General features: G+C 37.4%; 24 protein-coding genes, 2 pseudogenes and 1 other annotated feature (1 of these 27 only partly in view). Of the genes and pseudogenes, 5 read left to right on the top strand and 21 right to left on the bottom strand.

All coding sequences use genetic code 11. The annotated features are described in order from the left end of the window. Positions 1-157, top strand: a pseudogene (locus GZA11_RS16630) (group II intron reverse transcriptase/maturase); the annotation flags it as partial. A 201-nt stretch (positions 158-358) separates the two neighbouring features. On the opposite strand, the gene pssA reads toward GZA11_RS16630, so the two are convergent. Beyond that, positions 359-1048 (bottom strand): CDP-diacylglycerol--serine O-phosphatidyltransferase, encoded by a 690-nt coding sequence (gene pssA / locus GZA11_RS05960; RefSeq protein WP_374717838.1) that lies wholly within the window; start codon positions 1046-1048, stop codon positions 359-361. Positions 1049-1269: 221 nt separating this feature from the next. Further along, complete coding sequence (locus GZA11_RS05965; RefSeq protein WP_038534884.1) at positions 1270-2052, bottom strand: TerC family protein; 783 nt, start codon at positions 2050-2052, stop codon at positions 1270-1272. A gap of 603 nt (positions 2053-2655) precedes the next feature. On the opposite strand from GZA11_RS05965, the gene GZA11_RS05970 reads away from it, so the two are divergent. From GZA11_RS05970 to tatA, 3 genes are all read left to right on the top strand, one after another. Continuing rightward, positions 2656-3006, top strand: coding sequence for a hypothetical protein (locus GZA11_RS05970; protein ID WP_038534882.1), 351 nt, complete (start codon positions 2656-2658; stop codon positions 3004-3006). A gap of 215 nt (positions 3007-3221) precedes the next feature. Then, positions 3222-4178, top strand: coding sequence for a magnesium/cobalt transporter CorA (gene corA / locus GZA11_RS05975; RefSeq protein ID WP_038534880.1), 957 nt, complete (start codon positions 3222-3224; stop codon positions 4176-4178). Positions 4179-4306: 128 nt separating this feature from the next. Next, complete coding sequence (gene tatA, locus GZA11_RS05980; protein ID WP_038534878.1) at positions 4307-4522, top strand: twin-arginine translocase TatA/TatE family subunit; 216 nt, start codon at positions 4307-4309, stop codon at positions 4520-4522. A gap of 53 nt (positions 4523-4575) precedes the next feature. On the opposite strand, the gene GZA11_RS16875 is transcribed toward tatA, so the two are convergent. From GZA11_RS16875 to GZA11_RS06025, 11 genes and pseudogenes are all read right to left on the bottom strand, one after another. Beyond that, positions 4576-4701 (bottom strand): hypothetical protein, encoded by a 126-nt coding sequence (locus GZA11_RS16875; RefSeq protein WP_268926756.1) that lies wholly within the window; start codon positions 4699-4701, stop codon positions 4576-4578. A 282-nt stretch (positions 4702-4983) separates the two neighbouring features. Then, entirely contained in the window at positions 4984-5565 is a 582-nt protein-coding gene (locus tag GZA11_RS05985; protein WP_163183199.1) for a hypothetical protein, read from the bottom strand. A 703-nt stretch (positions 5566-6268) separates the two neighbouring features. Further along, positions 6269-6478 (bottom strand): annotated as a pseudogene (locus GZA11_RS16635) (IS1595 family transposase); the annotation flags it as partial. Between the two features lie 137 nt (positions 6479-6615). Further along, positions 6616-7914 carry an MFS transporter gene (locus tag GZA11_RS05990; protein ID WP_163183200.1) on the bottom strand — a complete coding sequence of 433 codons (1299 nt, stop codon included), beginning with the start codon at positions 7912-7914 and terminating at the stop codon, positions 6616-6618. A gap of 27 nt (positions 7915-7941) precedes the next feature. Continuing rightward, complete coding sequence (locus GZA11_RS05995; RefSeq protein WP_163183201.1) at positions 7942-9117, bottom strand: M24 family metallopeptidase; 1176 nt, start codon at positions 9115-9117, stop codon at positions 7942-7944. Between the two features lie 76 nt (positions 9118-9193). Continuing rightward, positions 9194-10636, bottom strand: a complete 1443-nt coding sequence (locus tag GZA11_RS06000; protein WP_163183202.1) for an aldehyde dehydrogenase family protein — start codon at positions 10634-10636, stop codon at positions 9194-9196. A gap of 21 nt (positions 10637-10657) precedes the next feature. Then, positions 10658-11713: a homoserine dehydrogenase gene (locus tag GZA11_RS06005; protein WP_163183203.1), complete on the bottom strand. Its 1056-nt coding sequence runs from the start codon at positions 11711-11713 to the stop codon at positions 10658-10660. Beyond that, on the bottom strand, positions 11703-12956 hold the full coding sequence (locus tag GZA11_RS06010) for a M20 metallopeptidase family protein (protein WP_163183204.1): 1254 nt from the start codon (positions 12954-12956) through the stop codon (positions 11703-11705). The genes GZA11_RS06005 and GZA11_RS06010 overlap by 11 nt, the downstream gene beginning before the upstream one ends. A gap of 34 nt (positions 12957-12990) precedes the next feature. Beyond that, positions 12991-14187 (bottom strand): cystathionine gamma-synthase family protein, encoded by a 1197-nt coding sequence (locus tag GZA11_RS06015; protein WP_163183205.1) that lies wholly within the window; start codon positions 14185-14187, stop codon positions 12991-12993. Positions 14188-14204: 17 nt separating this feature from the next. Then, complete coding sequence (locus tag GZA11_RS06020; RefSeq protein ID WP_163183206.1) at positions 14205-15209, bottom strand: cyclodeaminase; 1005 nt, start codon at positions 15207-15209, stop codon at positions 14205-14207. A 259-nt stretch (positions 15210-15468) separates the two neighbouring features. Beyond that, on the bottom strand, positions 15469-17157 hold the full coding sequence (locus GZA11_RS06025; RefSeq protein WP_163183207.1) for a PucR family transcriptional regulator: 1689 nt from the start codon (positions 17155-17157) through the stop codon (positions 15469-15471). Between the two features lie 215 nt (positions 17158-17372). On the opposite strand from GZA11_RS06025, the gene GZA11_RS06030 reads away from it, so the two are divergent. Continuing rightward, complete coding sequence (locus GZA11_RS06030) at positions 17373-18548, top strand: M24 family metallopeptidase (protein ID WP_163183208.1); 1176 nt, start codon at positions 17373-17375, stop codon at positions 18546-18548. A gap of 58 nt (positions 18549-18606) precedes the next feature. On the opposite strand, the gene eutB is transcribed toward GZA11_RS06030, so the two are convergent. From eutB to proS, 8 genes are all read right to left on the bottom strand, one after another. Continuing rightward, positions 18607-19608 carry a hydroxyectoine utilization dehydratase EutB gene (gene eutB / locus GZA11_RS06035; protein ID WP_163183209.1) on the bottom strand — a complete coding sequence of 334 codons (1002 nt, stop codon included), beginning with the start codon at positions 19606-19608 and terminating at the stop codon, positions 18607-18609. Between the two features lie 135 nt (positions 19609-19743). After that, positions 19744-20925: a M20 metallopeptidase family protein gene (locus GZA11_RS06040; RefSeq protein ID WP_235924885.1), complete on the bottom strand. Its 1182-nt coding sequence runs from the start codon at positions 20923-20925 to the stop codon at positions 19744-19746. Positions 20926-21017: 92 nt separating this feature from the next. Then, the gene (locus GZA11_RS16880; protein ID WP_268926758.1) at positions 21018-21152 is read right to left on the bottom strand and encodes a hypothetical protein; all 135 of its coding nucleotides are present in this window, start codon (positions 21150-21152) and stop codon (positions 21018-21020) included. A 343-nt stretch (positions 21153-21495) separates the two neighbouring features. Further along, positions 21496-21729 (bottom strand): hypothetical protein, encoded by a 234-nt coding sequence (locus GZA11_RS16640; protein ID WP_235924883.1) that lies wholly within the window; start codon positions 21727-21729, stop codon positions 21496-21498. Between the two features lie 107 nt (positions 21730-21836). Then, entirely contained in the window at positions 21837-22127 is a 291-nt protein-coding gene (locus GZA11_RS06050) for an ABC transporter permease subunit (protein WP_163183210.1), read from the bottom strand. A 182-nt stretch (positions 22128-22309) separates the two neighbouring features. After that, on the bottom strand, positions 22310-23521 hold the full coding sequence (hmpA, locus tag GZA11_RS06055) for an NO-inducible flavohemoprotein (protein ID WP_163183211.1): 1212 nt from the start codon (positions 23519-23521) through the stop codon (positions 22310-22312). 383 nt (positions 23522-23904) lie between these two features. Next, on the bottom strand, positions 23905-24426 hold the full coding sequence (locus GZA11_RS06060) for a GNAT family N-acetyltransferase (RefSeq protein ID WP_038541533.1): 522 nt from the start codon (positions 24424-24426) through the stop codon (positions 23905-23907). 370 nt (positions 24427-24796) lie between these two features. Then, the gene (gene proS / locus GZA11_RS06065) at positions 24797-26227 is read right to left on the bottom strand and encodes a proline--tRNA ligase (protein ID WP_038541530.1); all 1431 of its coding nucleotides are present in this window, start codon (positions 26225-26227) and stop codon (positions 24797-24799) included. Positions 26228-26313: 86 nt separating this feature from the next. Next, positions 26314-26400, bottom strand: a binding site (T-box leader) (it continues 132 nt past the right edge of the window).

Raw genomic sequence — 26400 nt, forward strand, 5'->3', positions numbered from 1 at the left:
TGAATGGAAAGCTTATGAATGGGGGAACAGTCGTAAAGGTTATTGGCGAATCTCAAAAAGTCCCATATTACACAGAACCCTTGGAAACTCCTATTGGAGTAACCAAGGGCTTAAAAGTCTACAGAAACGTTATGAATTCTTGCGTCATTTATCTTGATTGAACCGCCGTATACGGAACCGTACGTACGGTGGTGTGAGAGGACGGGGGTTAATCACCCCCTCCTACTCGATTTTTTAATGATGGCGATGATCCCCATTGTTCGATTTATCTTCTCTCGAATTTAAAATATTGAAAACAACCACTGTTTTATCCATTCACTTCATTAATGAATGCCTTTGAATTCCTTAGATACATTCTCTATTGGTTTCGTTTCCGCTTCGTTTTCACGAGTTGATAACTAATAAAGGCGACATAAAGCGGGATGGCGACGTAAATAAAATAAGGAAATCTTTGCGGTTCTTTTTTAATCACGAAGTAAATGGCTGTTGCTAAAAATATAGTAACAATGATTCCATATTTCGGAAGAGGAATTTCCTTTAAACTTGGTATTTTTAATGTACTGACCATTAAAAAACAAATGACAAAAAAGGCGATTGGCAAAATAATTTCAGGCATTTTTCCTTGAAATAACGTTAATAAGGTCAATAGCCCGCCACCCGCTGTAATCGGAACTCCAGTAAAATACTTGAGGGATGATTTAATGGCATTAATATTAAATCTGGCTAATCGATATGCCCCAAACAATGGAAACAATCCAGCCATTCCCATTCCAATAAGGCCGAATTGCGAGAAGTAAGAGTAATAAGCCATCATCGCTGGTGCCACTCCAAAGGTAACTATATCAGCAAGTGAATCTAGTTCTTTTCCCAGTTCACTTTCTACTTGAAGCATTCTTGCGATCCGACCATCCATACTATCCAGCATCATACCGATTAGAATCAGAATAGCCGCATTTCGATAATCCCCCTGGGCAGAATACATCACTGACAAAAAGCCAAAAAATAAATTTAAAAGTGTAAGTAAATTTGGTATCGCTTGTATAAAAATATGTATCACTCCAAAAATGACAAATTTTAGGAATAGAATTCCAGCAATCTTTATTTTAATACGAATAAGGAAGTTTGTCTTTTATTTTAGCGTATTTCCTTACAAAAAGTAGTAACAAATATAATATGGCCCAATGATATTGGGTCATTCTTCAAAGATGAATGTAATATAAAACAGACTGCCTATCATAAGCAGTCTGTGCAAAATTTCTTTCTCTTGTTTTAGGAAGCCATTGTATTTTTACTTGCTCCTTTTGATTTTTTATCCTTAGAGAAAATCCAACTCGCTGCTGCAATCCCTGCTAAAACCACATAGAAGATTACTTTCCAAGCGGTAGAATGAGCAAATTCTTCACTTAAGATTCCTAAAGAAGGATGGGAAAGAGTATAAACCGCAAGCTTGACACCAACCCAGCCGACTATCGCAAAGGCAGCAACTTCCATTCCCGGTTTCTTCTCTAATAGAGTAACAAAAAGGTTGGCTGCAAAACGCATAATGATTAAACCGATCATCCCACCAGCGAAGATGACTAAAAACTTCCCACCATCAAGTCCGCCAATGTTTGGAAGTGGAGTATCAGGAAGGACCACTGCCATTGCTACTGCTGCTAAAATCGAATCAACAGCAAAGGCAATATCTGCTAATTCCACCTTAAAAACCGTACGCCAAAACCCACCACTATTTTTAATTTTTACTTTTTCTTTCTCGCCTTTTCCTTTAACGATCTTCCGGAAAATATGGTTACCTGACATCCATAACAAATAGATGGCTCCAATGGCTTGAACTTGCCACACATCGACAAGATACGAAATGGCGAATAGTGAGGCAAAACGGAAAGCAAAGGCACCAGCTAATCCATAAAACAATGCCTTCTTTCTTTTCTCTACTGGAAGATGTTTCACCATGATCGCTAGAACTAAGGCATTGTCTGCAGCAAGTAATCCCTCTAATACGACTAATACAACCAAAACCCAAGCATACTCCATCAAAATTGATAATTCCATAGCCAATTCCCCCTATTATAAATAGTTTTTTAAAACTATTTCCTTGGGCTAGACCATTTTCAAAATCAAAAAGGCCTTTACCCATGATGGTAAAGGCCTTGATAAACAATAAAGACCTTTACCGTAAAAGTAAAGGTCTTGCTAACAACGTTGGATGTTGCCAATAAAGCCGGAGAATGAACTTCCCGAAATGACGACTTTATTGTAGCAGCTACTCCCCTTTATAAAGGAAATATTTTATTACTATTATTATATGTAAATCGATCCAAAATGGCAATACTCTTTTATCCTTTTTTCACTTACAAAACATTTCGGTTTCAGACAAAACTATAGACTGTAAACATCATCAAAGCTATATCTTTGTCACATTGATGGCCAATATTCTTAAACTATTCATCTTTCATTCATAAAATGGTCATATTTTCCCGTTATTCTATCATTAGGTTCATAAAAGAACCCTTCGACCTCCACCCCCTTTTATATAGATATTCGTTTAATTGCCCGGCATAAATGCCGGGTAAATTTTTTATGGAAAAAAATGAGTATACTTCCTTTCATCCATGTCAATAACAGTACTAATAAGGGATAAAGGGTGGTAGATACATGAAGGGAATTTATTTTATCAATGATCGAATTCAGTTGAATGGACTATCAATAGAAGAAAGCATTGCATTACAGGAAAACTCCATCAAACAATATATGACCAGCCGAAAAATCCAGAGCGTAAAATTAAACCCATATCAGTTAAACGATTATTATACCATTCCTCATGCACTATTATATGATTTAAAAAAAGATAAAATGATTTTCGATTGTTTCATCTATTATTCAGAACAAGTAATGGAAAAATTTATTTATACATATCCCGCAAAATGGCTTATTTTAAAAAGCTTTTTCAAAGAGATGATCTCCATTGAGAAACAAAATGATTTGAACATACAAAAAGTCATTTAATGAAGAGGTTGGAAATGAAAATCCGCTTATAGGAGGCGGATTTTCTGTATTTAAGGGGCTACTTGATCGATAAGACGTCCAAATCATACATTTTGTTTACGGCATGTGATTTTGTAAAAATCCCTTCCAACCCGCTGAGTGCTCAGTAAAACCATTGAAACCAAGACATTCATAGATTTTTTCCACATTAAAGCAAATGGTAAAGGTGTTGAACAATGATAAACTTTATCGGGATTACAGAAGCAAATACAATTGAAAAACATGATTCCATTGACCGAATAAATATCGAAAACTATCAATGGTTTTGGGTTGATTTTAATGAACCGACAATGGAAGAGACAACCCATTTAAGCAATACATTTCGATTTCACGTCCTTGCTATCGAGGATTGTTTAAATCAAACACTGCAAAGACCAAAACTTGATTATTACGATAATTACACATTTTTTATTACTCATACGGTTCGTGGTGGAGAATCAGAGGTTATTAAAGAAGAATTAGATTTTTTTATAAGTGAAAAATTTATGGTTACGTTTCATCTTCATCCATCCATTGAAGTTACAGAAGTATTTTCGAGACTAGCTATGCAAAAAGATGTTCAAAATATTACAACACAACATGTTTTTTATGAACTGCTAGATAAAATCGTCGACAATTATTTTCCCGTCATATACAAAATTGAGGATAAGCTTGATGAAATTGAAAACAATACCCTTAATAGACGAATGGATAATTTATTAAATGAACTATTTGAAACCAGATATTTATTATTAACTTTAATGCACTCCGTTCATCCAATGCGTGACCTATTATATCGAATGCTCAACTCCCAACATTTGAAAAGTATTATTAAAAAGAAAGAGTATTTCTCTGACATTTATGATCACTTGTTAAAATTATCGGACATGGTGATGTCAAATAGAGAAATTACTGCAGATATCAGAGATAATTATCTCTCACTTAATTCACACCAAACAAATAATGTCATGAAAGTTCTTACGATCATGACTTCTATTTTCGCCCCCTTAACTTTTGTGGCAGGGATCTTTGGTATGAATTTTCACAATATGCCTGAATTGGAATGGGAGTACGGATATCCATTTTCCCTTGTCTTGATGGGGTTAATTGGCTTAGGCATGCTCATTTGGTTTAAAAAGAAGAAGTGGTTTTAGACATTTCTCATTTTGGTAAAATCCTAGGAAATGAAAACCGTTTTTTCTTTACCAGTTTTGTCTAGCGATCCTAGTGACAAAAAGCTATAATAGACATGTCCGTTCAGTCATTGAAAGGAGATGTGTAGATGTTATCAAATATTGGTGTACCCGGATTAATATTAATCCTTGTGCTTGCTCTTATTATTTTTGGACCAAATAAACTTCCAGAAATCGGGCGTGCTTTTGGTAGATCCATTCGTGAATTTAAAAATGCAGCTGATGGAATTACCAATGATATTAAAAATGAGATCAAAGAAGAGATCAAAGAAGGTCACAAGGAAAAAGTGGAGTTAAAAAAATGAGGAATGAACAGAGCTGTTCAATAACAAAGGTTTCTGAACAGCTCCGTAGTTTTTCATCGTCTTGACTTATTCGCTAAAGCTTGAAATTGATTCTTTAATTTTTTACGTGCATCCTCATTGCGGAGCAAATAAGCGGCTCCAAGTGCCAAAGTGGCCATCATTAAATTTTTTCTAGCCATAAACAAATCCCCCCTTAACAGTTTCATCTCTATCTTACCCTTCTTTCATCTGTTTCACTCCATAAAAAAAAGCCAAGTCCCCAGTTTGAAAAGGGTATTCTTGGCAAAGTTCGTTCGATTCAAAGAGATTTTCTTTCATTTAATAAGATGAGTGAAAAGTCTAAAAAGTCTAGATAACCTGCGGAATCGTAGTCGATGGAGGAGTGCAAGCACTTAAAAAGCACTGCTCCTTTTTCAGAAAACAACTGAAAAGTTTCCCCAAAAAAACTTTTGGGCAACCTCCTATTGTTGAACCTCCTGATTATTTTCCAACATTTTTTTCAATTGTTGATTATGATCTTTAAACTGACCTAATAACTGATTTAAAAGAACTGGAACTTGTTTCTCATCTTTATTCTCTACGGCATTTTTTAAATCATGATACGTTTTCCAATGACCTGTCTTCTTCCCTTCATGAAGCTTATTAAAGAACTCCTCTTTGGTGATTTTCCCTTTTTCTAATTGTTTCTTTAATTGCTTCATTTTTTCAAATTTCTCTTTTCTCCATTTTTCACGTTTCTCCGCGTTTTCCGGGCTCATCCATTGTTCACGAAGGCCCTTGCTCTCTTTTAATACTTGCTGCCACTCTGCTTTCTTCTCAGGCGTATATTGATCAACCAAAGATAGAAGCTTTTGTTCCCTTTCCTCCATCTTTATTTTCCAATCTTTATGTCTTTCACCATGATGTTTACAAGGTTTTCCCTCACAATCAAAATGATTTTCCATCTTTTCCTTTTGACTGTCAGGCACTCCCTGGTTTGCAGCAGCGAAAATGGGTGTTGCTAAAAGGAATCCAATGGATAGAAGAAATATTTTTAGTTTCATGTTGATCTCCTTTCTTTTTGTTGTTAAATAAATCCAATTGCTTGATGAAGTTAGATTACCCAGTTTTTAAAAAATCATTTATCCATATTGTTATTATTTTCAAAAAAGCGCTATAGGCGGTCATATAATGGATAAAAGTTATCTTTTTTGGTGAAAATTAAGAGAAAACAGCTTCTACCTATATCCAATTGCAGTTATGATGGAAAAATAATTCACTTGTTTATTTTTGGCTAAATTAAAGTAAAAAAATTAGAACTTCCATTTTTCCGGAAGTTCTAATTAGTAATATTATCCCATTAAACCGCCCGTTACTGTAATTGTACCTATTCACAAATGAATATTGTAAATCCTACAATCAAATGCCACTTTTTTGAAATTCTTGTTTCGGTCGTAAACTCAATGCCACTTTTTAAGCCTATTTATACCAGAACACCAATTATGCTAAAAATACAACTAATTCCTAAAAAAGTTATTGCAAACTTCATTTTTTTCCTACTTTCATGTACTAATTCGTTTAAAAGCTTATCACCAATTTTTAGTTTCTTAAAATTATTCCATAACTGATAAAATGTGATAAGAGAAAGTATGACGAAAACAAACGATAAAATTGCTAAAAATATAGACCACTCCAATAAATACCCCTCCTAAAAGGTATTTCTTTTCGCCGATAAGTTGAATAAGCATTAGTGTTAATACTGCAAATTTAGGTTAACCTAAATGTATCATAAAGTTTCTGAATTCTGTAATAATTCTCCTCTAATAATCAAATCATTCATTGTTACTACACTTTCTTGGTGTTGGATATTTTTCAATGGCTGCAACACCATGAAGCGTTGTATCCATCCTTTTAGACGTCCATTCACGGCAGATTTTGGTAAAGCCAAATATTATGAATTTTACCATCTAGCTTGAAAGATAAAGATCAACAACTAACTTTCAGAGAGGCCATTTATTTAAACGGCGATGATACTTGAGAAGTTTCATACTTATGGGAATTGAATGGCAAAAAAATCGTCCAAAAGCGATGCTCTTGGACTTTTCATCTATTTTCTAAATCATATTCTCTTTTTCTATCATTGTATTTGAATGAAATTCTGCGATACTTTCCTTATTCACCGTCTTAGGTAGGAAAATAATAGCCGTAATTGCCATTAACGCTGTTCCCATTAAGAAGAAAGCTGGCATTAGTTTATTGCCCGTTGCGGTCTGTAGTGAAGTAATAATAAATGGTGCCCCGCCACCAAAAATCGCAGTTGAAATATTATAAGAAATACCATAAGCACTATTTCTTACTCGATCCGGAAACAGCAGTGGAAGTGTAGAAGGGAATACGCCAATGAATATGGAGACAATAATTCCTAAGGCAAAATATCCAACTAATGGACCTTCTTTAATTCCACTTGAAACGAAACCTATAATTGGAATGGCCGTTATGAGCGCTAATAGTGCTGACAATAACAGAAATGGCTTTTTCCCATATCGGTCACTCAGCTTCCCAAAAGTAGGAATAAGAATTAGCATGAAAACCATTCCCAATGTGGTAACGATTAATGAGTGAAGATTTGATAGTCCCACTTGTGTTTCAAAATAGGAAGGTAAATAGGTCAACAACGTATAATAAGCACCATTAGCAAAGGCAATACACAAAAATGAGAGCACTAACGGTTTCCGTGCCGTAGTGAACATTTCAAGCAACGGCTTTTCTGGCAAGTCATTTTCTTTTTTCATCTTAATAAATGTTGGTGTATCGTCCACTTTTGATCTAACATATATTCCTACTAATGCCAATGGTAATGAACAAATAAATGGAATCCTCCAACCCCATTCGTGCATCGCTTCTGGGCTTAATGTTACGGTTAGGATTACAACAAAGACAGAACCAATAATATACCCAAGTAGGGATCCAGCTTCTAGTAAACTCGTTAATAACCCACGGCGGGAATCGGGTGCAGCCTCGTTCATAAATACGGACGCTCCCACATATTCCCCTCCAGCCGCCAGTCCTTGAGCCATGCGCATAATAATCAATAAAATAGGAGCCGTGACACCAATGGATTCATAATTCGGAATGAACCCAATAATGGCTGTTGAACAGGACATTAATAGAATGGTAATTACCAAGATCTTTTTTCGGCCGAAACGATCACCGATTGAACCAAAAATCATGCCTCCCAACGGTCTGAAAAAGAACGAAATGGCGAAAACCGCAAAAGCATAGAGTAATGCTGCTGTACTGCTCCCATGTTCAAAAAACTGTGCACCGATAATTCCAGCAGTATAACTATAAATGCCGTACTCATACCATTCGACCAGATTGCCAATTGCCGTTGCTGAAGTAGCCTTCTTCATATATGCACCATCCCTTAATAGATTTCCCTAAACATATTCCTTCAAAATCAAGTCTCTTGGCATGCTTGCTAGTGTTTCACATCCATTTTCCGTAATTCTGATAGACTCGCTGACCTCAAAGCCGTAATTATCGAGCCACAGTCCTGGAATCAGATGAAAGGTCATATTTGGCTTTAAAATCGTTTTATCTCCTTTTCGAATGCTGACAGTGTGTTCACCCCAATCAGGCGGATAATTTAATCCCATGGAATAGCCAAGGCGGGATTCTTTCACAAAACCGCTTTTTGCGATCGTTTTCCTCCATGTCTCTTCAATTTCTTCACATGCAATACCGGGTGCAATCATATCCAAACAAGCATTAATCCCTTCAACAGCCACACTTGCAAGGGTTTTCAATTTTTCTGAAGGCTTTCCAATTTGAACGGTTCTTGCTAGTGGTGCATGATACCTTTTATAACAGCCTGCGAGTTCTAAAATGACCGCGTCTCCATCTTTATATCGCTCATCTGTCCAAGTTAAATGAGGAGTCGATGTCTTTTCTCCAGATGGAAGTAATGGAACGATGGAAGGATAATCTCCTCCAAATTCTTCTGTGCCGCTAATTTGTGTGTGAAAAATTTTGGCTGCCACATCACATTCACGGACTCCCTCATTAATCATCTCAATCCCCGCCTTCATTGCCTTCTCAGCAATGACAGCAGCACGTTTCATATATTCAATTTCTGTTTCTGATTTAATAAGGCGAACCCAGTTAACGAGCAATGTGGCATCCTTAAATACTGAATTCGGCATTGCTTTTTTTAATCGCTCCAAACATTTGGCTGTAAAATAATAGTTTTCCATTTCCACTCCAATGGAACGGTTATCTTGCCCGATCTCTTTTAGAAAAGCGGCTACAAAATCCATTGGATGCTTCGTTTCCGAATGAACATAATCATCTGGATATGGAATAATATTATCTCGGTAAATCCAAGTGGTAACCTTTGCGGCATTGGCATCCATCTCTCGTCCAATCCACATTGGTTGATCTTCATCAATGATCAGAATTAACATTTGATGAACATAAAACGACCAACCATTATATCCCGACAAGTAGTAAATATTGCCGGGATCTGTGATGAGTAGGACTTCGATTCCTTTCTCCATCATACGTTCTTTCGTTTTACGAATTCTTTCTTTGTATTCTAATGTGGAAAATGTCATATGCTATATCCTCCTTACCTTCCACCCATCACAAATTTACAATATAAACTTAATATTCAGAAAAATGATTTTATATTTATTGATTGGTTAGCTTGAAGCAGACCACCTTCGGTTCTGTCATTTCCTGAATCGCAAACTTAATTCCTTCTCTTCCTAATCCTGATTTTTTCACTCCGCCAAATGGCATTGCATCAATGCGATAGTCACTACTGTCATTAATCATAATGCCACCAACATCCAATTGCGATATGGCTTTCTGTGCTTTATCGATATCTTTCGTAAAAATGCCTGCTTGCAAACCATACTCTACACTGTTTGCTTTTTGAATGGCTTCGTCAAGATCGGAAATCGGATAAAGTAGGACAACTGGCCCAAAAATTTCTTCCTTCGCTAATTTGCATTCATCTGGTACATTGGTGAGAACGGTTGGTGAATAAAATGCCCCGTTTCGTTTACCGCCTGTTAGCAAAACGGCACCTTTTTCGATTGCTTCATTCACCATTTTTTCAACTCGTTTGGCTTCTTTTTCATTAATTAATGGCCCCATATCCGTTTCTCTCAATTGTTTGTCCCCAACGCGGTATTCTTGCGTTCGAGTTACAAAGGCATCCCGAAAATCGTCCCAAATTTTTTCTTGCACATAAATTCGCTGTACACCTAAACAATTCTGGCCTGCTGCCCAAAAAGCTCCAGAAATGCTTGATTCCACTGCATCCTCTAAATCTGCATCATCTAAAACAATAACCGGAGAATTAGAACCAAGTTCCATACTTATTTTCTTCAAACCAGCTTTACGAATAATGTTTTCTCCAGCTTCTACGCCACCTGTAAAAGAAATCATCCGAATGGCAGGATGGGTGACAAGAATATCACCAATTTCACTTCCGTGTCCTGTAATAACCGATAAAACTTTTGGAGGGAGACCAGCTTGTTCAAATGCTTCTGCTAACATCAAGGCACTTAAAGGTGTCACACTAGCCGGTTTTACGATAATGGCGTTTCCAGAAGCAATAGCAGGTCCTACCTTATGAGCAACAAGATTTAATGGATCGTTAAAAGGAGTAATGGCTGCAATAATGCCAATTGGAAAACGATAATAATAACCAACTCGGTTCTCGCTTCCAGGCATTTGATCAAATGAAATCGTTTCGCCTTGGATTCTTCTTGCTTCTTCGGCGCTAATTCGTAAAGTTTGAATACACCTTGCTGTTTCCTTTTCTGCCTCCCGGATGGTTTTACTGCCTTCCCTTGAAATCATATAAGCAAATTTCTCTTTATTTTCTTCAATATAATTTGCTGCAGATTGGATGATTCGAATTCTTTCATGCACTGGTATTGAAGCAGCAATCTTTGCCCCTTCTTTTGCTTCTTCAATGCACAAAATAGCGTCATCCTTTGAAGCAGCTGGAACAGTATCAATTAGACTATTATCTTGAGGATCGCGTACTTCTATTACCTCGTCACGTCCTACCCACTGGCCACCGAGCAGCATTTTTTGTCCTCTCATTTGAACTGTCATGCAAACTCCCACCCTTCATCATTAAACAGTAATTAGTTTTTGTTTACGGTTAATATGAATCAAGTCTATTAATAAAGAAAAACCTGTTTCTTTTTTTCCAGCTCCTGCACCACTTAATGTAACTGGACCAAGCAAATCACACTCATAAGTGATTGCATTGACCGCCCCGTCTATCGATGCAAGAGGATCGACTAAATCTACTTTTTCAGGCGCTACGGAAGCAACGATACGGTCATTTTCTTTTTTAATTTTCGCTAATAACTTCCATCTTTTCCCTTCGTCTTTCGCTTCTTTTATCTCTTTAAGTGTAATGTCAGTAATACCTTTACATGGTACATCTTCTACTTTTAGAGGAACACCCATGATATAGTTTGCTAGAATGACCACTTTATATCTAGCATCATATCCTTCTACATCACTCGTCGGATCAGCTTCGGCATATCCAAGCTGTTGTGCCTCTTTTAATGCCTCTTCATAAGAAATCCCTTCCTTCTCCATTTTCGTTAATATGTAATTGGTTGTTCCATTGAAAATCCCACGAATTTCATTAATTTCATTTCCTGCCAATGCTTCTACCGGCATTCTTAATGAAGGAGTTCCACTCATGACCGTCCCTTCAAATCCCCAATAAACTCCATGTTTTTTCGCAAGTTCTGATAGTTCCTTGCAAGCAAGTGCCACTGGGCCTTTATTTGTCATCACCACATTTTTTCTACTTTCAAATGCGGCTTTACAATGGTCAATCGCTGGTTGACCTGTTTTTACATCCGTATAAGAAACCTCAATGATTGTATCAGCATTCGTCTCTTTAATCGTTTTAAAACTGTCCCAACCAGTCACTAAACCAGGGACTTTAGGATAATTTTCTAAATTTCCGGTATCTTTTAATGTTTTTAATACGAGTTCTATATCAAGTCCATTCGGATGATAGATCGATCCTTTCATTAAATCAGAAATGGCTACCACAGTGGCTTCAAAACCTTCTTTTTGTTTCAATTCCTCTTTTTTCTCTAACAAGATCTCTGCCAATCCCTGTCCGACTACACCGAATCCGATAAATGCTAATTTATGAGACATTTGTATGTTCCTCCATCTTGTTATTATTCGTTGAGCGAGATTCGCTCTTAATGAAATTCACTGCCGTTTGTACCAAGATTGCCGATCCCATTGCCAGACAGTCTTCATCAATATCAAATATAGGTGTATGAAGACCCCGTTGTATTCCATCTTTTGGACCGCATCCAAGAAAGAACATAGCGCCTGGTATTTCTTGTGTTACATATCCAAAATCTTCTCCACCCATGCCAAATGGACGCTTAACGATTTGAAAACCAGAAAACATTTCTTCCATCGATTGAATGAAATAGTTATTGATCCTTGGGGCATTCTTTAATGCAGGTTCGCCTCTTTCCACCTCGAGCGAGTACTTTCCTCCCAATGGCTCAACAACAGATAGTGCATTTTTTAATTCTTGGCTTAATAAATCACGCATTTCAGGGGTATAGCTCCGGATCGTGCCTGAAATAAATACTTCATTTGGAATAATATTGCTGGCAGTTCCAGCGTGTATTTGCCCAATACTGATGACCCCTGCCTCTAGAGCTGGAATTTTCCGGGAAACAATTCCATTCAGAGCCTGCATAACAAGACCTAACATCCATATCGGATCTGTACCAAGCTCAGGATAAGCTCCATGTCCTCCTGTCCCAAAAATTTTGGCAGTAAAAACATCAACATTTGCCATGCTATAGCCATCGTTCACTTGTGCCTTTCCGACAGGTAGCCAAGGACAAACATGGAGGGCAATAGCAGCATCTACATGGTCATAGGCTCCAGCTTTTACCATGTAAGGGGAACCGGAAAGACCGTGTTCATCTGTACTTTCCTCCGCCGGTTGAAAAATGAATTTAACTGTTCCTTTTAACTCTCCTGATTGAAACTTTTCTGCCAAAACATGAGCGGCTCCCAATAAAATGGCTGTATGAGCATCATGGCCGCAGGCATGCATGATTCCTTCATTTTTCGATTTATATTCAACATTGTTTTCTTCTTTGATCGGAAGTGCATCCATATCGGCACGTAAAGCAATGACTGGACCTTCTCCGGAGGTTAAGGTAGCAACAACACTTGTTTCGACCCCAATGCCTGTTTCAACCTTTAACCCATCAATATTTTTTAATGTTTCGGCAACAAATTGGGAGGTCCCGAACTCTTGAAAACTGAGTTCGGGATGCTCGTGGAACCTGCGCCTCCATTCAACTAATTTTCCGGCGATTTTATTGGTTTGAATGATTGTAGGATGTTCGTTGTGTTCCTGCATCCGACCTAAACCTCCTTCACACAATAACTGGAGTTTATTTCACTTTTATGGCATCCTCAGCATGTTTAAATGCTTGCTCAAAATCTGCGATGATGTCTTCGATTTCCTCAATACCGCAAGAAACACGGATTAAACCTTCAGGAATTCCCATTGCAGCACGTTCTTCAGGAGTACATTCTACATGACTTGTTGTACGAGCTGGACCTACCGTTGTTTCGACTGCACCTAAATTCGCTGCACGATTGACAAACTGCAGTTTTGGAAGAAGATGACGAACGGTATCCATTCCACCCTTAACAGAGAAACTTAACATTCCACCAAAATTTTTCATTTGTTTTTTAGCAATTTCATGGTTCGGATGAGTTTCAAGTCCCGGATAATAAATGCCTTCTACGATATCTTTTGTTTGCAAATACTTAGCTAAAGCAAGCGCATTTTTACATTGCTGGCGAATACGAAGATGAAGCGTTTTCATTCCACGTAAGATTAAATAAGCGGCCATTGGATCCATTGTGGCTCCATTAATTTCACGATAATGATAAATTTTTTCTACCAATTCTTTGGAACCACATACGACACCGCCTAAAGCGTCCGCATGGCCTCCTAAAAATTTAGTTGCACTGTGAATAACCAAATCTGCTCCTAAGGCTAGCGGATTTTGATTCATTGGTGTAGCAAATGTGTTATCAACTACCACGAGAGCTCCTGCAGCATGGCCGGCCTTTGCCATTCGTTCAATGTCTGTAATTTTTACAGTAGGGTTTGTTGGAGTTTCCAAATATAAAATTTTGCAGCCTTTTGCTACTTCTCTTTCAATTTCCTCGTGATTGCCCGTCTCACATAAAACAACTTCAACTTCTTGGCGTGGTAAAAATTCTGTGAAAATTTTATTGGTTCCGCCATACGTATCTTTAATTGAAACAATTCGATCACCAGGCACTAAAAATGTAGATAGAGTATTGCTGATTGCTGCCATTCCTGTAGAAAAACTTGTTGCGGCTTCCGCACCCTCAAGGGTTTTGACTTTATCTTCAAATGCCTGAACGGTTGGATTCGTATTTCTTCCATAGATATGGCCTTTCTTATTTCCAATTGCCACTTCATACCATTCATCCATATCTTCATAGCCATAAGCCACACTCAATACTACTGGAACTTGGGTTGCCCCATGCACCAAATATTCTTTTTCTCCTGCCCAAACTGCTTTTGTTCCCATTTTTACTTGCGTCATCCTACTACACTCCTTGTTTAGTTATTTAGTAAAATAGGGCGATTTTCAATGATCAACCCTTTATTTCTTTTTTTCATTTCTTGATAAGCAAACAGCGCAATGGCTGTATCTTGGACGCCCGTCCCAGTCAAGTCGCAAACCGTTATTTGCTCATCATTTTGTCGACCTACAACTTTCTTTGAGGTCAGTTCTCCTAATTCAATGATGGGATATTGTTCTGTTAACAATCCTAATGCCATTGCATGTTGAAGTTCGCCTAAGCGGGCGCATTGAGAAATTTTGTCACATACTAAAATGTCTGCTTTTGCCAATACTTCCGCTTCCAATTCCTGCTTATGTTCCGCATCTGACCCCATTGCCGTAATATGAAGGCCAGGGTGTAGCCATTCAGCTTTAATAATAGGTTCTTTAGCAGGAGTGGTGGTAATGACGCTATCGCTATTTCTAACAACTGCTTCCGCGGTTTCCACCGGTTGGACTTCGACTCCCAATTCGTTTGCCATTTCAATAGCAAATGTTTTGGCATGATTAGAGGTTCTGCTGTAAACGAGTACCTTTTTAAACTCCCTTACAAGACGGAGAGCACGAAGTTGATATTTTGCCTGACTACCAGCACCAATTACACCAACCGTCTCAATATTTTCTTTGGAAAGGTATTTGGCAGCTACTGCACCTGCTGCTGCGGTACGGACATCGGTTAAATATCCATTATCCAAGAGAATCGCTTCTGGAATCCCTGTTTGAGTGCTGATTAAAATCATCATCCCGTTTCCACTTGGCAAACCTAGCTTATAATTATTGAAAAAGCCGGATGAGATTTTTATAGTAAACATCTCTTTCTTTTGTATGTAGGCTGTTTTTACATCGACTTCCCCATTTTGGTCCTCAATGTCCACTCTCATGATCGGCGGCATGACGACTTCATTTTTTGCTAATTGACTGAAAGCATTTTCTACCATATTTACAGCTTCTTCATTGAGTCCTACATATTGCCTTAATTCTTTTTCAGTAAAAAGGAGCATCATGTTCACCTCGCAAGGAAAAATTTTGTGATAAACGGATTCGTTTTCGTTTGCTAAGTCTTTTTATTTAATTTTTAGAATTTTTAATCTGTTTTCATTATAAAAAATGAATCTTCGCCTTTTCATCTGACATACTGTATGAAAGAAATAAAACATCTCTAGTCAATTTCATCAAAAGACTTTATGTACACAAAGAAAAAACCTGCTAAAGAAAAGGCTTTAGCAGGCTTTAAAACGTTTTTCATACTCTCAGACTAAGTTAATTTCCCATTTTCCAAGTTTTGATACATAAATCTAGTAAAAAAAGGTCGTCAGGATCAACAAGGGACAGCCCTGTTAATTCTTCAATTTTTCTTAAGCGGTAAAGCAAGGATTGTCTATGTAAAAACAAGGCCCTTGCTGTTTGGCTCACGTTTCCTTGATACCTCGTATATGTACTTATTGTATTAATTAAATCCAAATTCCGTTGTTCATTATATTCTACAAGCGGCTCAATGACTGACTTAATAATATCTTGCATCTCCGGATTTTGATATAGACTTAATAAAACACGGTCAATCCGAGTATTTTCATACATGACTCGATTTCCGATACCTTTTTTATTTCTGCTGATATTTAAGGCGATTTTTGCATTTTGATAACTTTCTTTAAATCCTGTAATATCCTCATTATAATTGCCGATTCCCCATGAAATGACTACTTTTGGAAGTAAGTTTCGTAATCGGCGATCGACGAGATCTAAGAAATTTGTAACGCTTTCATTTTTGCTATCTAACAAAATTTCGAGATAAATAAGTAGTTGATCGTCTTGTGAGGTAATCATTATTTGTTTATTTAAAGATTGGGCAGCATAGAAAATTTCTTCTTTTATGTAATGAATCATACTTTCATGCCATTGTTTATAAGTTTTCTCTTCCAATTTTCTTTTTTGGAAAAGCTCTCGCAAATTTTCTGGTGCCCCGATAATACAAATATAGGGAAGTGACAGATCATAACCAACGATTTCAGCCCTCGAATTTGCCTGCTCCCAAGATGTAAATTCCCCATTAATTAATTCATTAATAAACGAATCATGGACGATTTCTCTTGTTTCTTCCACGGCATTTTTCCTAGAAAACCAAAGGGCGATGGTTGTTGCGGCATGTTCCAAAACATTCACGATATAAGGTGTTAAAAAAGATTCCGTTGAAATATTGGCGGGTAAAATGACAAATAAATAGTCTTGTGTATCTGCAGAAACTTGAATCACTGGTAGCTGCAATATACAATATTCATCCATTTTAATCGTTTGGATTTTTTGGATCATTGGGTCATGGGAAGATATTGGAACTTTTTTTCTAGATGGGATCATCCCTTGAACGACATATTTCTTCCAATTTTCAAGAAGGTTAGGGGCCTCTATACTTTGCGCTTGGATCGTACCAATTTGGTCTGTGATGATAACGGGATAGCCTATTTTTTCAGTTAAATAGTTGGCAATACAAGTAAGCTCTGTTTCTTTTAAAATTAAATTTATGAGCTCTTGTTGTACTTTTTCCGATTTTCTACTGACTTTATGATAGAGATCATTTAACTTTAACATGACCTCTTCGATTACCGTTGAAAATCGAACTTCCCATGGTATTTCTATTAATATGAAATCATTCTTTTCTGCTCTTTCAATCACTTCTCGCGGGATATCAAATATATGGCGCCCCGTGGCGATAGCAAGGGCTGAGGCTTCGGAATCAATAATTTCTTGTACAAATTTTTCAAATTCCTCCAGATTCTGACCACAACCAATAGCAGTCGTTAAGACCAACTCATTTTTTCGAACAAAGTTTTCGACCGGTATTTCAATGACCGAAACCCATTCAACCTGCTTCTTCGTCACTAATTCTGCCCCTGCTAGTACTTTTGCTTCCTTCATGAGATCGAATTGTAAAATGTCCTGTATTAGTAAACTCATAGTGCCTCCCACGCCGGAAAAAATTTTTCTATTATTCTACCAAAATTAAATTATTCTGTAAAATAACCGATAATTACTGACCCATTTTTTATTTCAATTTTTTCAATTCTCCAAAATGTACAAATGTAATGACACAAAATTCCTACAATTTGTAGGATGAATATCTCAGTTTTGTTCAGTATGATTATGAAATAAATGAGGTTGGAGGGATAGCGATGCTACCGTTTGATGTAATAGAATACAAAGAACGGGTGAGAAAAGTTAAAGCAAGTATGGAAGAACAAGGATTGGAAGTATTATTAATTACAGATCCAGCAAATATGAATTATGTTTCAGGTTATGATGCATTGTCCTATTATGTGCCTCAAGGAGTCATTATTTCAACAGAACTGGAAGAACCAGTATGTATTGTTCGATTACAAGATTTATACTGTGCAACCGAAACAACATGGATGACACAAGAAAACGTTATCCCTTATCCGGATAAATATTTATGGGAACCTAAGAACCTTCATGTAATGGATTTTATAGGCGACTTTTTGAAAGAAAAAGGGTTACATAATAAAAAAATTGGCCTAGAAATGGATGCTTATTATTTTACGGCCCACTGGTATCATCGATTGGAAAAATGTTTGCCGGACGCCACTTTTATTGACGCAACCTCACTTGTCAATTGGGTAAGAGGGCAAAAATCCGTCCGTGAATTGGAATACATGCAGATTGCGGCTAGAATCGTGGAAAAGACAATGTATAATGCCATTGAAAAAATCATTCCTGGAGTACGGGAACGTGATGTGGCGGCTGGAGTTTATCATGACTTAGTCGAAGGTACAGGCGTGTATGGAGGTGAATATCCTTCCCTATCACCAATCATGCCTGCAGGGGAACGGACAGCAGGTGCCCACTTTTCGTGGACAACTGAAGGAAAATATCAAAGTAATCAGCTAGTTTATATGGAATTGTCCGGATGTTATAAACGATATCACGCACCTTTAACAAGAACCATTTATATTGGTGAACCTCCGGAAAAAGTGTTAGAAACAACAAAAATCGTTGTTGAGGGACTTAATACCGCACTAGCAGCAGTAAAACCCGGGGTAACATGTGAAGAGGTGGAACGAGCATGGCAAACAACCATCAATAAATATGGATTAGAAAAAGAATCAAGGATGGGGTACACAGTCGGTTTAAGCTATCCACCTGTATGGTCTGAAGACACGGCCTATTTCAAACCTGGTGAAAAGACTGTCTTAAAACCAAATTTGACCTTCCATATGATGCCTGGTATGTGGCTGGATGGATATGGTGTTGCCATCACTGAAACAATTAGAGTAACAGAAACTGGTTGTGAAACCATTACTCGATTCCCTCGAGAGTTATTTATAAAATAATGAACTTTAATAGAAAACCAGATACCCATCTTTTAGTAGGGTTTCTGGTTTTTTCGTTTTACCGATTGATTAAGTATTTTTGGATTAAATTCGAGAGTACGGATAGATCTACATTTTGGCCACTAATAATCACTGCGACATCACCGTCTTGATGAGGAATTTTCTTACCTAACACGGCGGCAATTCCTGTTGCTGCTGCCCCTTCCATGATAATTCGGTGTTTGTCCATCATAAATGCCATACTGTATCCGATCTCTTCTTCGGGAATAAGTAAACATTCGTCCATATATTTTTGGACCATCTGAAATGTGTATTGGTTATCAAGTCCGATTCCACCTAATAAACTATCCGCTAGTGTCTCACTTTCTTCCATCTCCACTGGTTTCCCAGCTTTTAAACTTTCATACATGACCGCTGAATTTTCCATTGAGACCCCTGTAACGCGAATCGCTTGATCATTGGATTTTAATGCCAATCCAATACCAGAGAGCAGTCCGCCACCTGAAAGTGGAACAATGACATCTGTCAGTTGAGGGAGATCTTCCAATAATTCCAATCCAATCGTCCCTTGCCCTGCAATGACATATGGATCATCAAATGGCTGAATGACGGTCAACCCTCTCTCCTTCTCAAGCTCATAACAGCGTATTCCAGCTTCATCTTGACTTTCTCCAACGATTTCAATTTTCGCACCTAACCTTTTTAATGAATCCACCTTTGCTTTAGGTACACGATTGGAGATACAAACTACTGCCTCAATCCCGAGCTTTTGGGCCACATAGGCTACAGCCATGCCATGGTTTCCTGTTGAAAAAGTAGCCACACCCAATCTTTTTTCTTCATCACTTAAACTAAGGATCTTATTGGCAGCCCCTCTTACTTTAAAAGCACCTATTTCATGAATGTTTTCAAGTTTCAAATACACATTACGTCCCAATTTTTCAGACAAAATAGAAGAATACAAGACAGGTGTTCGATTTACAATAGAATTGATTCTTTTTCTTGCATCCCAAACATCTCGTATCGTTACCTTTTTCTTTTGCAGTTTCGTTTGATACAAGAAACTCCCTCCTCCCTTTTAACGTTACCTATTTACATTTCATACTAAATTCTTACTCCAGTAAGATCAATTGCCAAAACTGTCTATAATAATTGGCCGCTTTTCATACAATTTTTGCAAGGAAGTCCGTACTACCTATCTCGTTTCTTTCTTCCTATCAAAATAATCAAACGCAAGTTGGCAAAACCATTGGGCTGCCTTAGGCAACACGCTTTCGTCAATTTGGAATCGAGGGTGGTGATGGGGATAGACAGGCTTGTTTGGAACTTGAGCACCTACAAAACAAAAAGCTCCTGGAATTTCCTTAAGATAATAAGAAAAATCCTCACCAGCCATGTTCGGTTTCATGATCCCTGTATTGTTACGTCCAAACACCTTTGCAGCCGTTTCTAAGATGAAATCGACTTCATTCTTGTGATTTTCGACTGGCGGATAGCCATATTGATAATCGAGATGAATTTTCGCTCCATATATGTTAGCAAAACCTGTTGTTAATTCTTTGAGCTTTTTATGCAGTGTTTCTCTTATCTCAGGTAAAAAACTGCGTACAGTTCCTTCTAAAACAGCTTTGTTCGCAATAATATTAAACGCCGTACCAGATGAAAATTTTCCAAAAGTAATGACCCCTGCTTCCAATGGATCGATTTGGCGGCTGATTATTTGCTGGGATGCCATCACGAGATGGGAGGCTAAGACAATTGAATCAATCGTTTTATGCGGCATCCCGCCATGTCCACCTTGCCCTTCTATTTCAATGATAAACCTATCTGCGGCAGCCATCATAGGACCGTAGCATGTTCGAAATGTCCCAGAAGGCAGCTCGGACCATAAATGTAATCCAAATATAGCCTCCACTCCTTCTAAGACACCTTCTTGAATCATCCCTTTGGCACCACCGGGATTTATTTCTTCTGCAGGCTGAAAAATGAATCGGACATTGCCTTTTAATCGTTCCCTCTGAAAAGATAATAATTTAGCTACTCCTAATAAAATGGCTGTATGTCCATCATGGCCACATGCATGCATAACCCCAGGAATTTTGGATGCAAAAGGCAAACCCGTTTCCTCTTGAATGGGCAATGCATCCATATCTGCTCGAAAGGCAATCATTGGTCCTGCTTCATCCACCATTAAATCGGCTGTCACTCCATACCCATTTACTTGTTCTCTCACCTTTAATCCACAAGCCCGTAAATATTCTGCCACTTTTTTGGATGTCTGCTCTTCCTTAAAAGAAAGTTCGGGATATTGGTGAAAATCCCGTCTAAGCTCAATCATTTCTTCTGTAACTTTTTTGTAAACACCATCCATCATCATTGAATTCACGTTGATCACCATCCATGATTGAAATTCGCTACTGAATCCTTTTAGGGGCTGGCACTAAATGCACCAGCCCCTACTCAATTTATTTATCCTGTAGCCACTTGATTCTCAGCCAATACTTTCTTAAATTCTTCGGTTAATAGTGGAACCACTTCAAATAAATCACCGACAATACCATAATCCGCAAATATATAGCGGTTTAATTCTTCATTTTCAACCAAAAATATACATGCATTAATTTCTCCACCGTTGGCAATTTTTCCTGCAACGGTTAATACTTCAATGAAACATTTCTGAGTTTTCCATTTTTTGTTTCAGCCAGCACCAGTACATTTTTCATCACTTCTCCTCCCTTTATATCACGTTCACTTCATGACGGAGCAGTTGGACTAATTCCTCTACCTGATTCGAAAGGTCCCCTTTAAGAATCCGACCTGATGGCTTTTTTTTTGGTAAATAGCAGTCAACTATTTTGGATAGTGCTTAATTTTAACTCCTAATGACCTTGCCGCATCTGCATAGGCCTGATTTGTAAGAACGGGATCGCTGTATCCACCTTCAGGCTCAAAGGCGAAAGCTCCAAACTGATCTGTATCTAGCTGTGTCCAAATTTCTTTCTTTACTTCTTCTTTTGAGACAATTCTCGTATTTACCCCGTTGCTTTACTGCATTTTCTACATTCTTTTTTAATGTTTTAATATATTCTTCAGTAACACCAAACATGTACCCTACTGGCTGATAGCCAACATCATTTCCCAAAATCTCTTTTGCATGTTTAAACGTTTCTAAACTTTGCACAGCCAACCTCGTTAAAATTAGATAACTATAGTGACCGCGAAGAACACCACTGGATTATCCCGTTGCTCCTGAACCTATTGCATTTTTCTCTAAAACTACAATGTTTTTTATTCCTCTTTTAGCAAGTTCATTGGTGTCTTTGCAGATATCTCAATGCCAAATAAAGGGAGAACAAAGTAAATCCAGAAAAATTGAACAAGTAAGGAAGTACCGCGGAAAATTTCGATATAAACTGTACTAATTCCTCGTATCACCATCCATTTTGATAGTTTTCCAAGTCCTGCGATAAATGCAATCAAAAACGTAAATAAAAGGGACCATACGAGAACTTGGATGGTTACCTTTGCTCCATCTAATAAAGATGGAATAAGTTCCAAATAGGTATTAATAGAAATCACATCCTTTTACAATAATTTGAATCTTTCAAATATTCTAATGTGAATATTTTAGTAAAACATGCCTAGATGAACAATGATTATTTTGTATAAAAATCTCAAAATTTTTTATCCATTTTGAACAAAAATATTTTCGGAAACCATAAAAAAACCCGATTCCTATTTGGAAATCGGGTTTCTACCTATTAAACTAAGCTTGCCATTGGTCCAAAGAATTCATAATGTATTTTATCTTCCGCTACACCAAGCTCTATTAAAAAGCTATTGATAGACTTCATGAATGGGACTGGGCCGCAGAAATAAAAATCGGCATCTTCGATTTCAACTTTCTCCTTCAGCCATTCACGAGTCACATAACCTTCCACATCAAATCGATTATTTTTTCGATCCTCTTCTGTTGGAGAATCATAGAAGAAATACGCAGTGACATTATCTAGTTTCGCCAATTCTTCTACTTCCTCCCTAAGTGCATGGACATTTCCATTTTGAGCAGCATGGATGAAAGTTACCTTTCTCTCAGGCTGGGTTTCTACGATCGTTTTTAACATACTCATCATCGGTGTTAATCCAACACCACCGCTTAGTAATACAACCGGTGTATCCTTCGACGTATCCAGTACAAAATCCCCTGCAGGTGCACTTACCTTTAAGATGTCACCCTCTTTTACATGGTCATGTAAATAATTAGATACAATACCGTCTGGAATATCAGAGCCTGTTTCTCGTTTTACACTGATTCGATAGTAATCTTTTCCTGGGGCATCTGATAAACTATATTGACGGATATGAGTATACTCTTCCCCATCGATGTCTAACATAATACTAATATACTGCCCTGGTTGGAAAGTAGCTATTTCCTTTTGATCCTCTGGTTTTAGATAGAAGGAAGTAATAACATCGCTTTCCACTACTTTTCGGTCGACGACGAAATTGCGGAATCCATCCCATCCACCTTTTTGATTGGCTGCTTGATCATACATTTCAGCTTCTACACTAATAAATACATCAGCAATAACTTGATAAGCTTTTTCCCAAGCATCGATGATTTCATCTGTTGCCGCATCACCTAATACATCCTTGATAGCTAAAAGCAAATGCTTTCCTACAATCGGATAATGTTCTGGCTTAATACCAAGGCTACGGTGTTTATGAGCAATTTGTTTGACAACTGGAAGAATGGCCTCAAGATTATCAATATACATAGCAGCAGCATATACCGTACTAGCTAATGCTTTTTGCTGTCTACCTTGTTTTTGGTTCACGTGGTTAAAAATATTTAATAATTCAGGATGGTTTCCAAACATGAGCTGATAGAATCTTGTCGTAATCGCTTCACCATGTTTTTCAAGTACAGGAACGGTAGATTTAATTATTTCAATTGTTTTTGGATCTAACATAATTGACACTCCTTGTGCTTTCTACTATTTTCATAGTGATTATATGATAAGAACCACAAATAATAAGTGATTTAAATCACACTTTGCTATTTTATCTGACTTTTAGTCTGATCAAATATTTGGTGTTAACTACCTCTCTAATTCCCTCTCTAAAAAAAATTTAAAGTAGCAAAAGAAAGGGGCTGTCTAAAAAGTCCATTTAAGAGAAAAATGAACCCAAATTAAAAACCCAAGAATGTTGATTTAACAGCATTCTTGGGTTTTGCTTTTATAAAGATTTCGGCTGAAATACCACTTTCCGGACAGCCCCTTTTTGTTCGTTTCGAAATTTTACTTCCTATTGTCTCTATTTTTTTAGCGTCAATGATTAGAAAAACTCTGGTTTATAGATGAATCCAATACCTTTTTAAGATCGTTCCATCTTCTTTCATAAAATCTGTATCTGGAATCCCCCCATTTTTCAAAATAGTTTTTTCTGAACCTATATTTTTGGCATCACAGACTAAAAGTACTTTTTCTAAAGCTAATTCTTTTGCTTTTTCCAAAGATAAAGATAAAAGTTTTGTCGCATATCCTTTTCGCCTCTCAGATGGGCGAATTCCATAACCAATATGTCCTCCAGAATTGAATAAGCTTTCTGTTAGTTGATGACGAATATTAACGACACCAATCACTTTTTTGTTTTCATTCACTAACCAGAAAGTAGAAGATGGAACCCAATTGGAAGGAATATTTTTTCCCTGTTCGGAATCAAGTAAAAACTGAATCATAGCTTGAAAATTGGAACGGTCTTCACTTATCACCCATGGAATCATCACCTCCCCACTTTCTTTCCATTCTTTATAAAATGCTAGATATTCAGATTCATAATCCATCGATGGTCGAATGAGAAATAATTGCTCCATTAAAGATCACCTTCTAAAATTTCATATAAAATATTGTTATTCGCTATGACGGAAAAAAATCCTGTACAAATTACCGAAATGAAAGGAACAACGAAAAAATGTCAGAAGAGTGATCAATATTTATTGGACGAGAAAATAGAGGTTGATTGTAAATAGAAAATGAGAGTATCTCCTATATTTACTCTAAACCTTATGTGTTGATTTTTTTAAAGACACTTCCCTTTCCAATGTCATAGTAAAATTCATCAATAATATCCAATTCAACGTCAAAAAAAATGCTGAGCCCTATTAGGTCATTTTTAGTACCTTTTGGGTCAGCATTTTTTCATTCATTACGCTAGTTATGCTCCTAGCCTTCGTCTATACAATTTTAATACGCTTTTGCCCAATAAACCATTTTGTCAGCGTCTTTTCCACAGCAGACACATTGGTCAGATAATTTTTCTTGTTCGAAAGGAATACAACGTGAAGTAGCTCCTGTTTCTTCCTTAATTTTTTCTTCACAAGCCAACTCGCCACACCACATAGCCTTAATGAAGCCTGGTTTTGATTCCAGTGTTTCCTTTAATTCATCTAGTGTGTAAGCAACCGAAGTTCTTTCTTCACGATGCTTAAGAGCCTTATTATACAAATTGGATTGAATCTCATCTAATAGAGAAACAAGCTGTTCTTCTAATTGATCCATTGGAACAACCACTTTTTCTAACGTATCCCTGCGAACCAATACCACTTGTTTGTTTTCAATATCTTTTGGTCCAACCTCTAAGCGAACTGGAATTCCCTTCATTTCATACTCATTAAATTTCCAGCCTGGCTTTTTGTCACTAGCATCGATATCAACACGTGCCACTTTCGCTAATGAATTTTTCAAATCATAAGCAAAATCAAGTACTCCTTCTTTATGTTGAGCAATTGGAACAATCATTACTTGAATTGGTGCTGCTTTTGGCGGAATCACTAAGCCTCGGTCGTCACCGTGAACCATGATTAAAGCACCGATTACGCGAGTTGTGAAGCCCCATGAAGTTTGATGTACATATTGAAGCTTCCCGTCTTTGTCTGTGTACTGGATACCAAACGCTTCAGCAAAACCTGTACCAAAATGGTGAGAAGTTCCGGACTGCAATGCTTTACCATCATGCATTAAGCTTTCAACTGTGAACGTCGCTTTTGCTCCAGCAAATTTTTCCTTTTCCGTTTTTTGTCCTTTTACTACTGGAATCGCCAGAACGTTTTCAAGTACATCGGCATAAACGTTTAGCATGCGAATCGTTTCTTCCATCGCCTCTTCGTCGGTCGCATGTGCCGTATGTCCTTCCTGCCATAAGAACTCCAATGTACGTAAGAATGGACGAGTTGTTTTCTCCCAACGGACAACATTGGCCCATTGATTATACAATTTAGGCAGGTCTCTATACGAATGGATAATATTTTTATAATGCTCACAGAATAAAACTTCTGAAGTTGGACGGACAACGAGTCGTTCAGCTAATGGTTCGGAACCACCTTGGGTTACCCATGCCACTTCAGGAGCAAATCCTTCCACATGGTCTTTTTCTTTTTGAAGTAAGCTTTCAGGAATAAATAATGGCATGTAGACATTTTCATGCCCTGTTTCTTTAATGCGGCGGTCTAATTCATTCTTAATATTTTCCCATAAAGCATAACCATATGGACGAATAATCATGGAACCGCGTACACTAGAATAATCAATTAAATCTGCTTTTGTGACAACATCTGTATACCACTGTGCGAAGTCTTCATCCATTGCTGTTATATCTTTTACAAATTCCTTAGCCATTTTGACACCTCATTTTTTGTTTCTTTTAGATTTAGCTCAAATTGCGTAGCGCTTCTGCTACAACATATAAAAAGACCTTGATCCTAAAAAGGGACCAAGGTCTGGCGGTACCACCCTAAATTCATAAAGCTTACACTTTACACACTTGGCATGATAACGGATTGGATCCGCTT

The sequence above is a fragment of the Neobacillus sedimentimangrovi genome (genome assembly GCF_010614825.1).
Lineage (GTDB): Bacteria > Bacillota > Bacilli > Bacillales > Cytobacillaceae > Neobacillus > Neobacillus thermocopriae.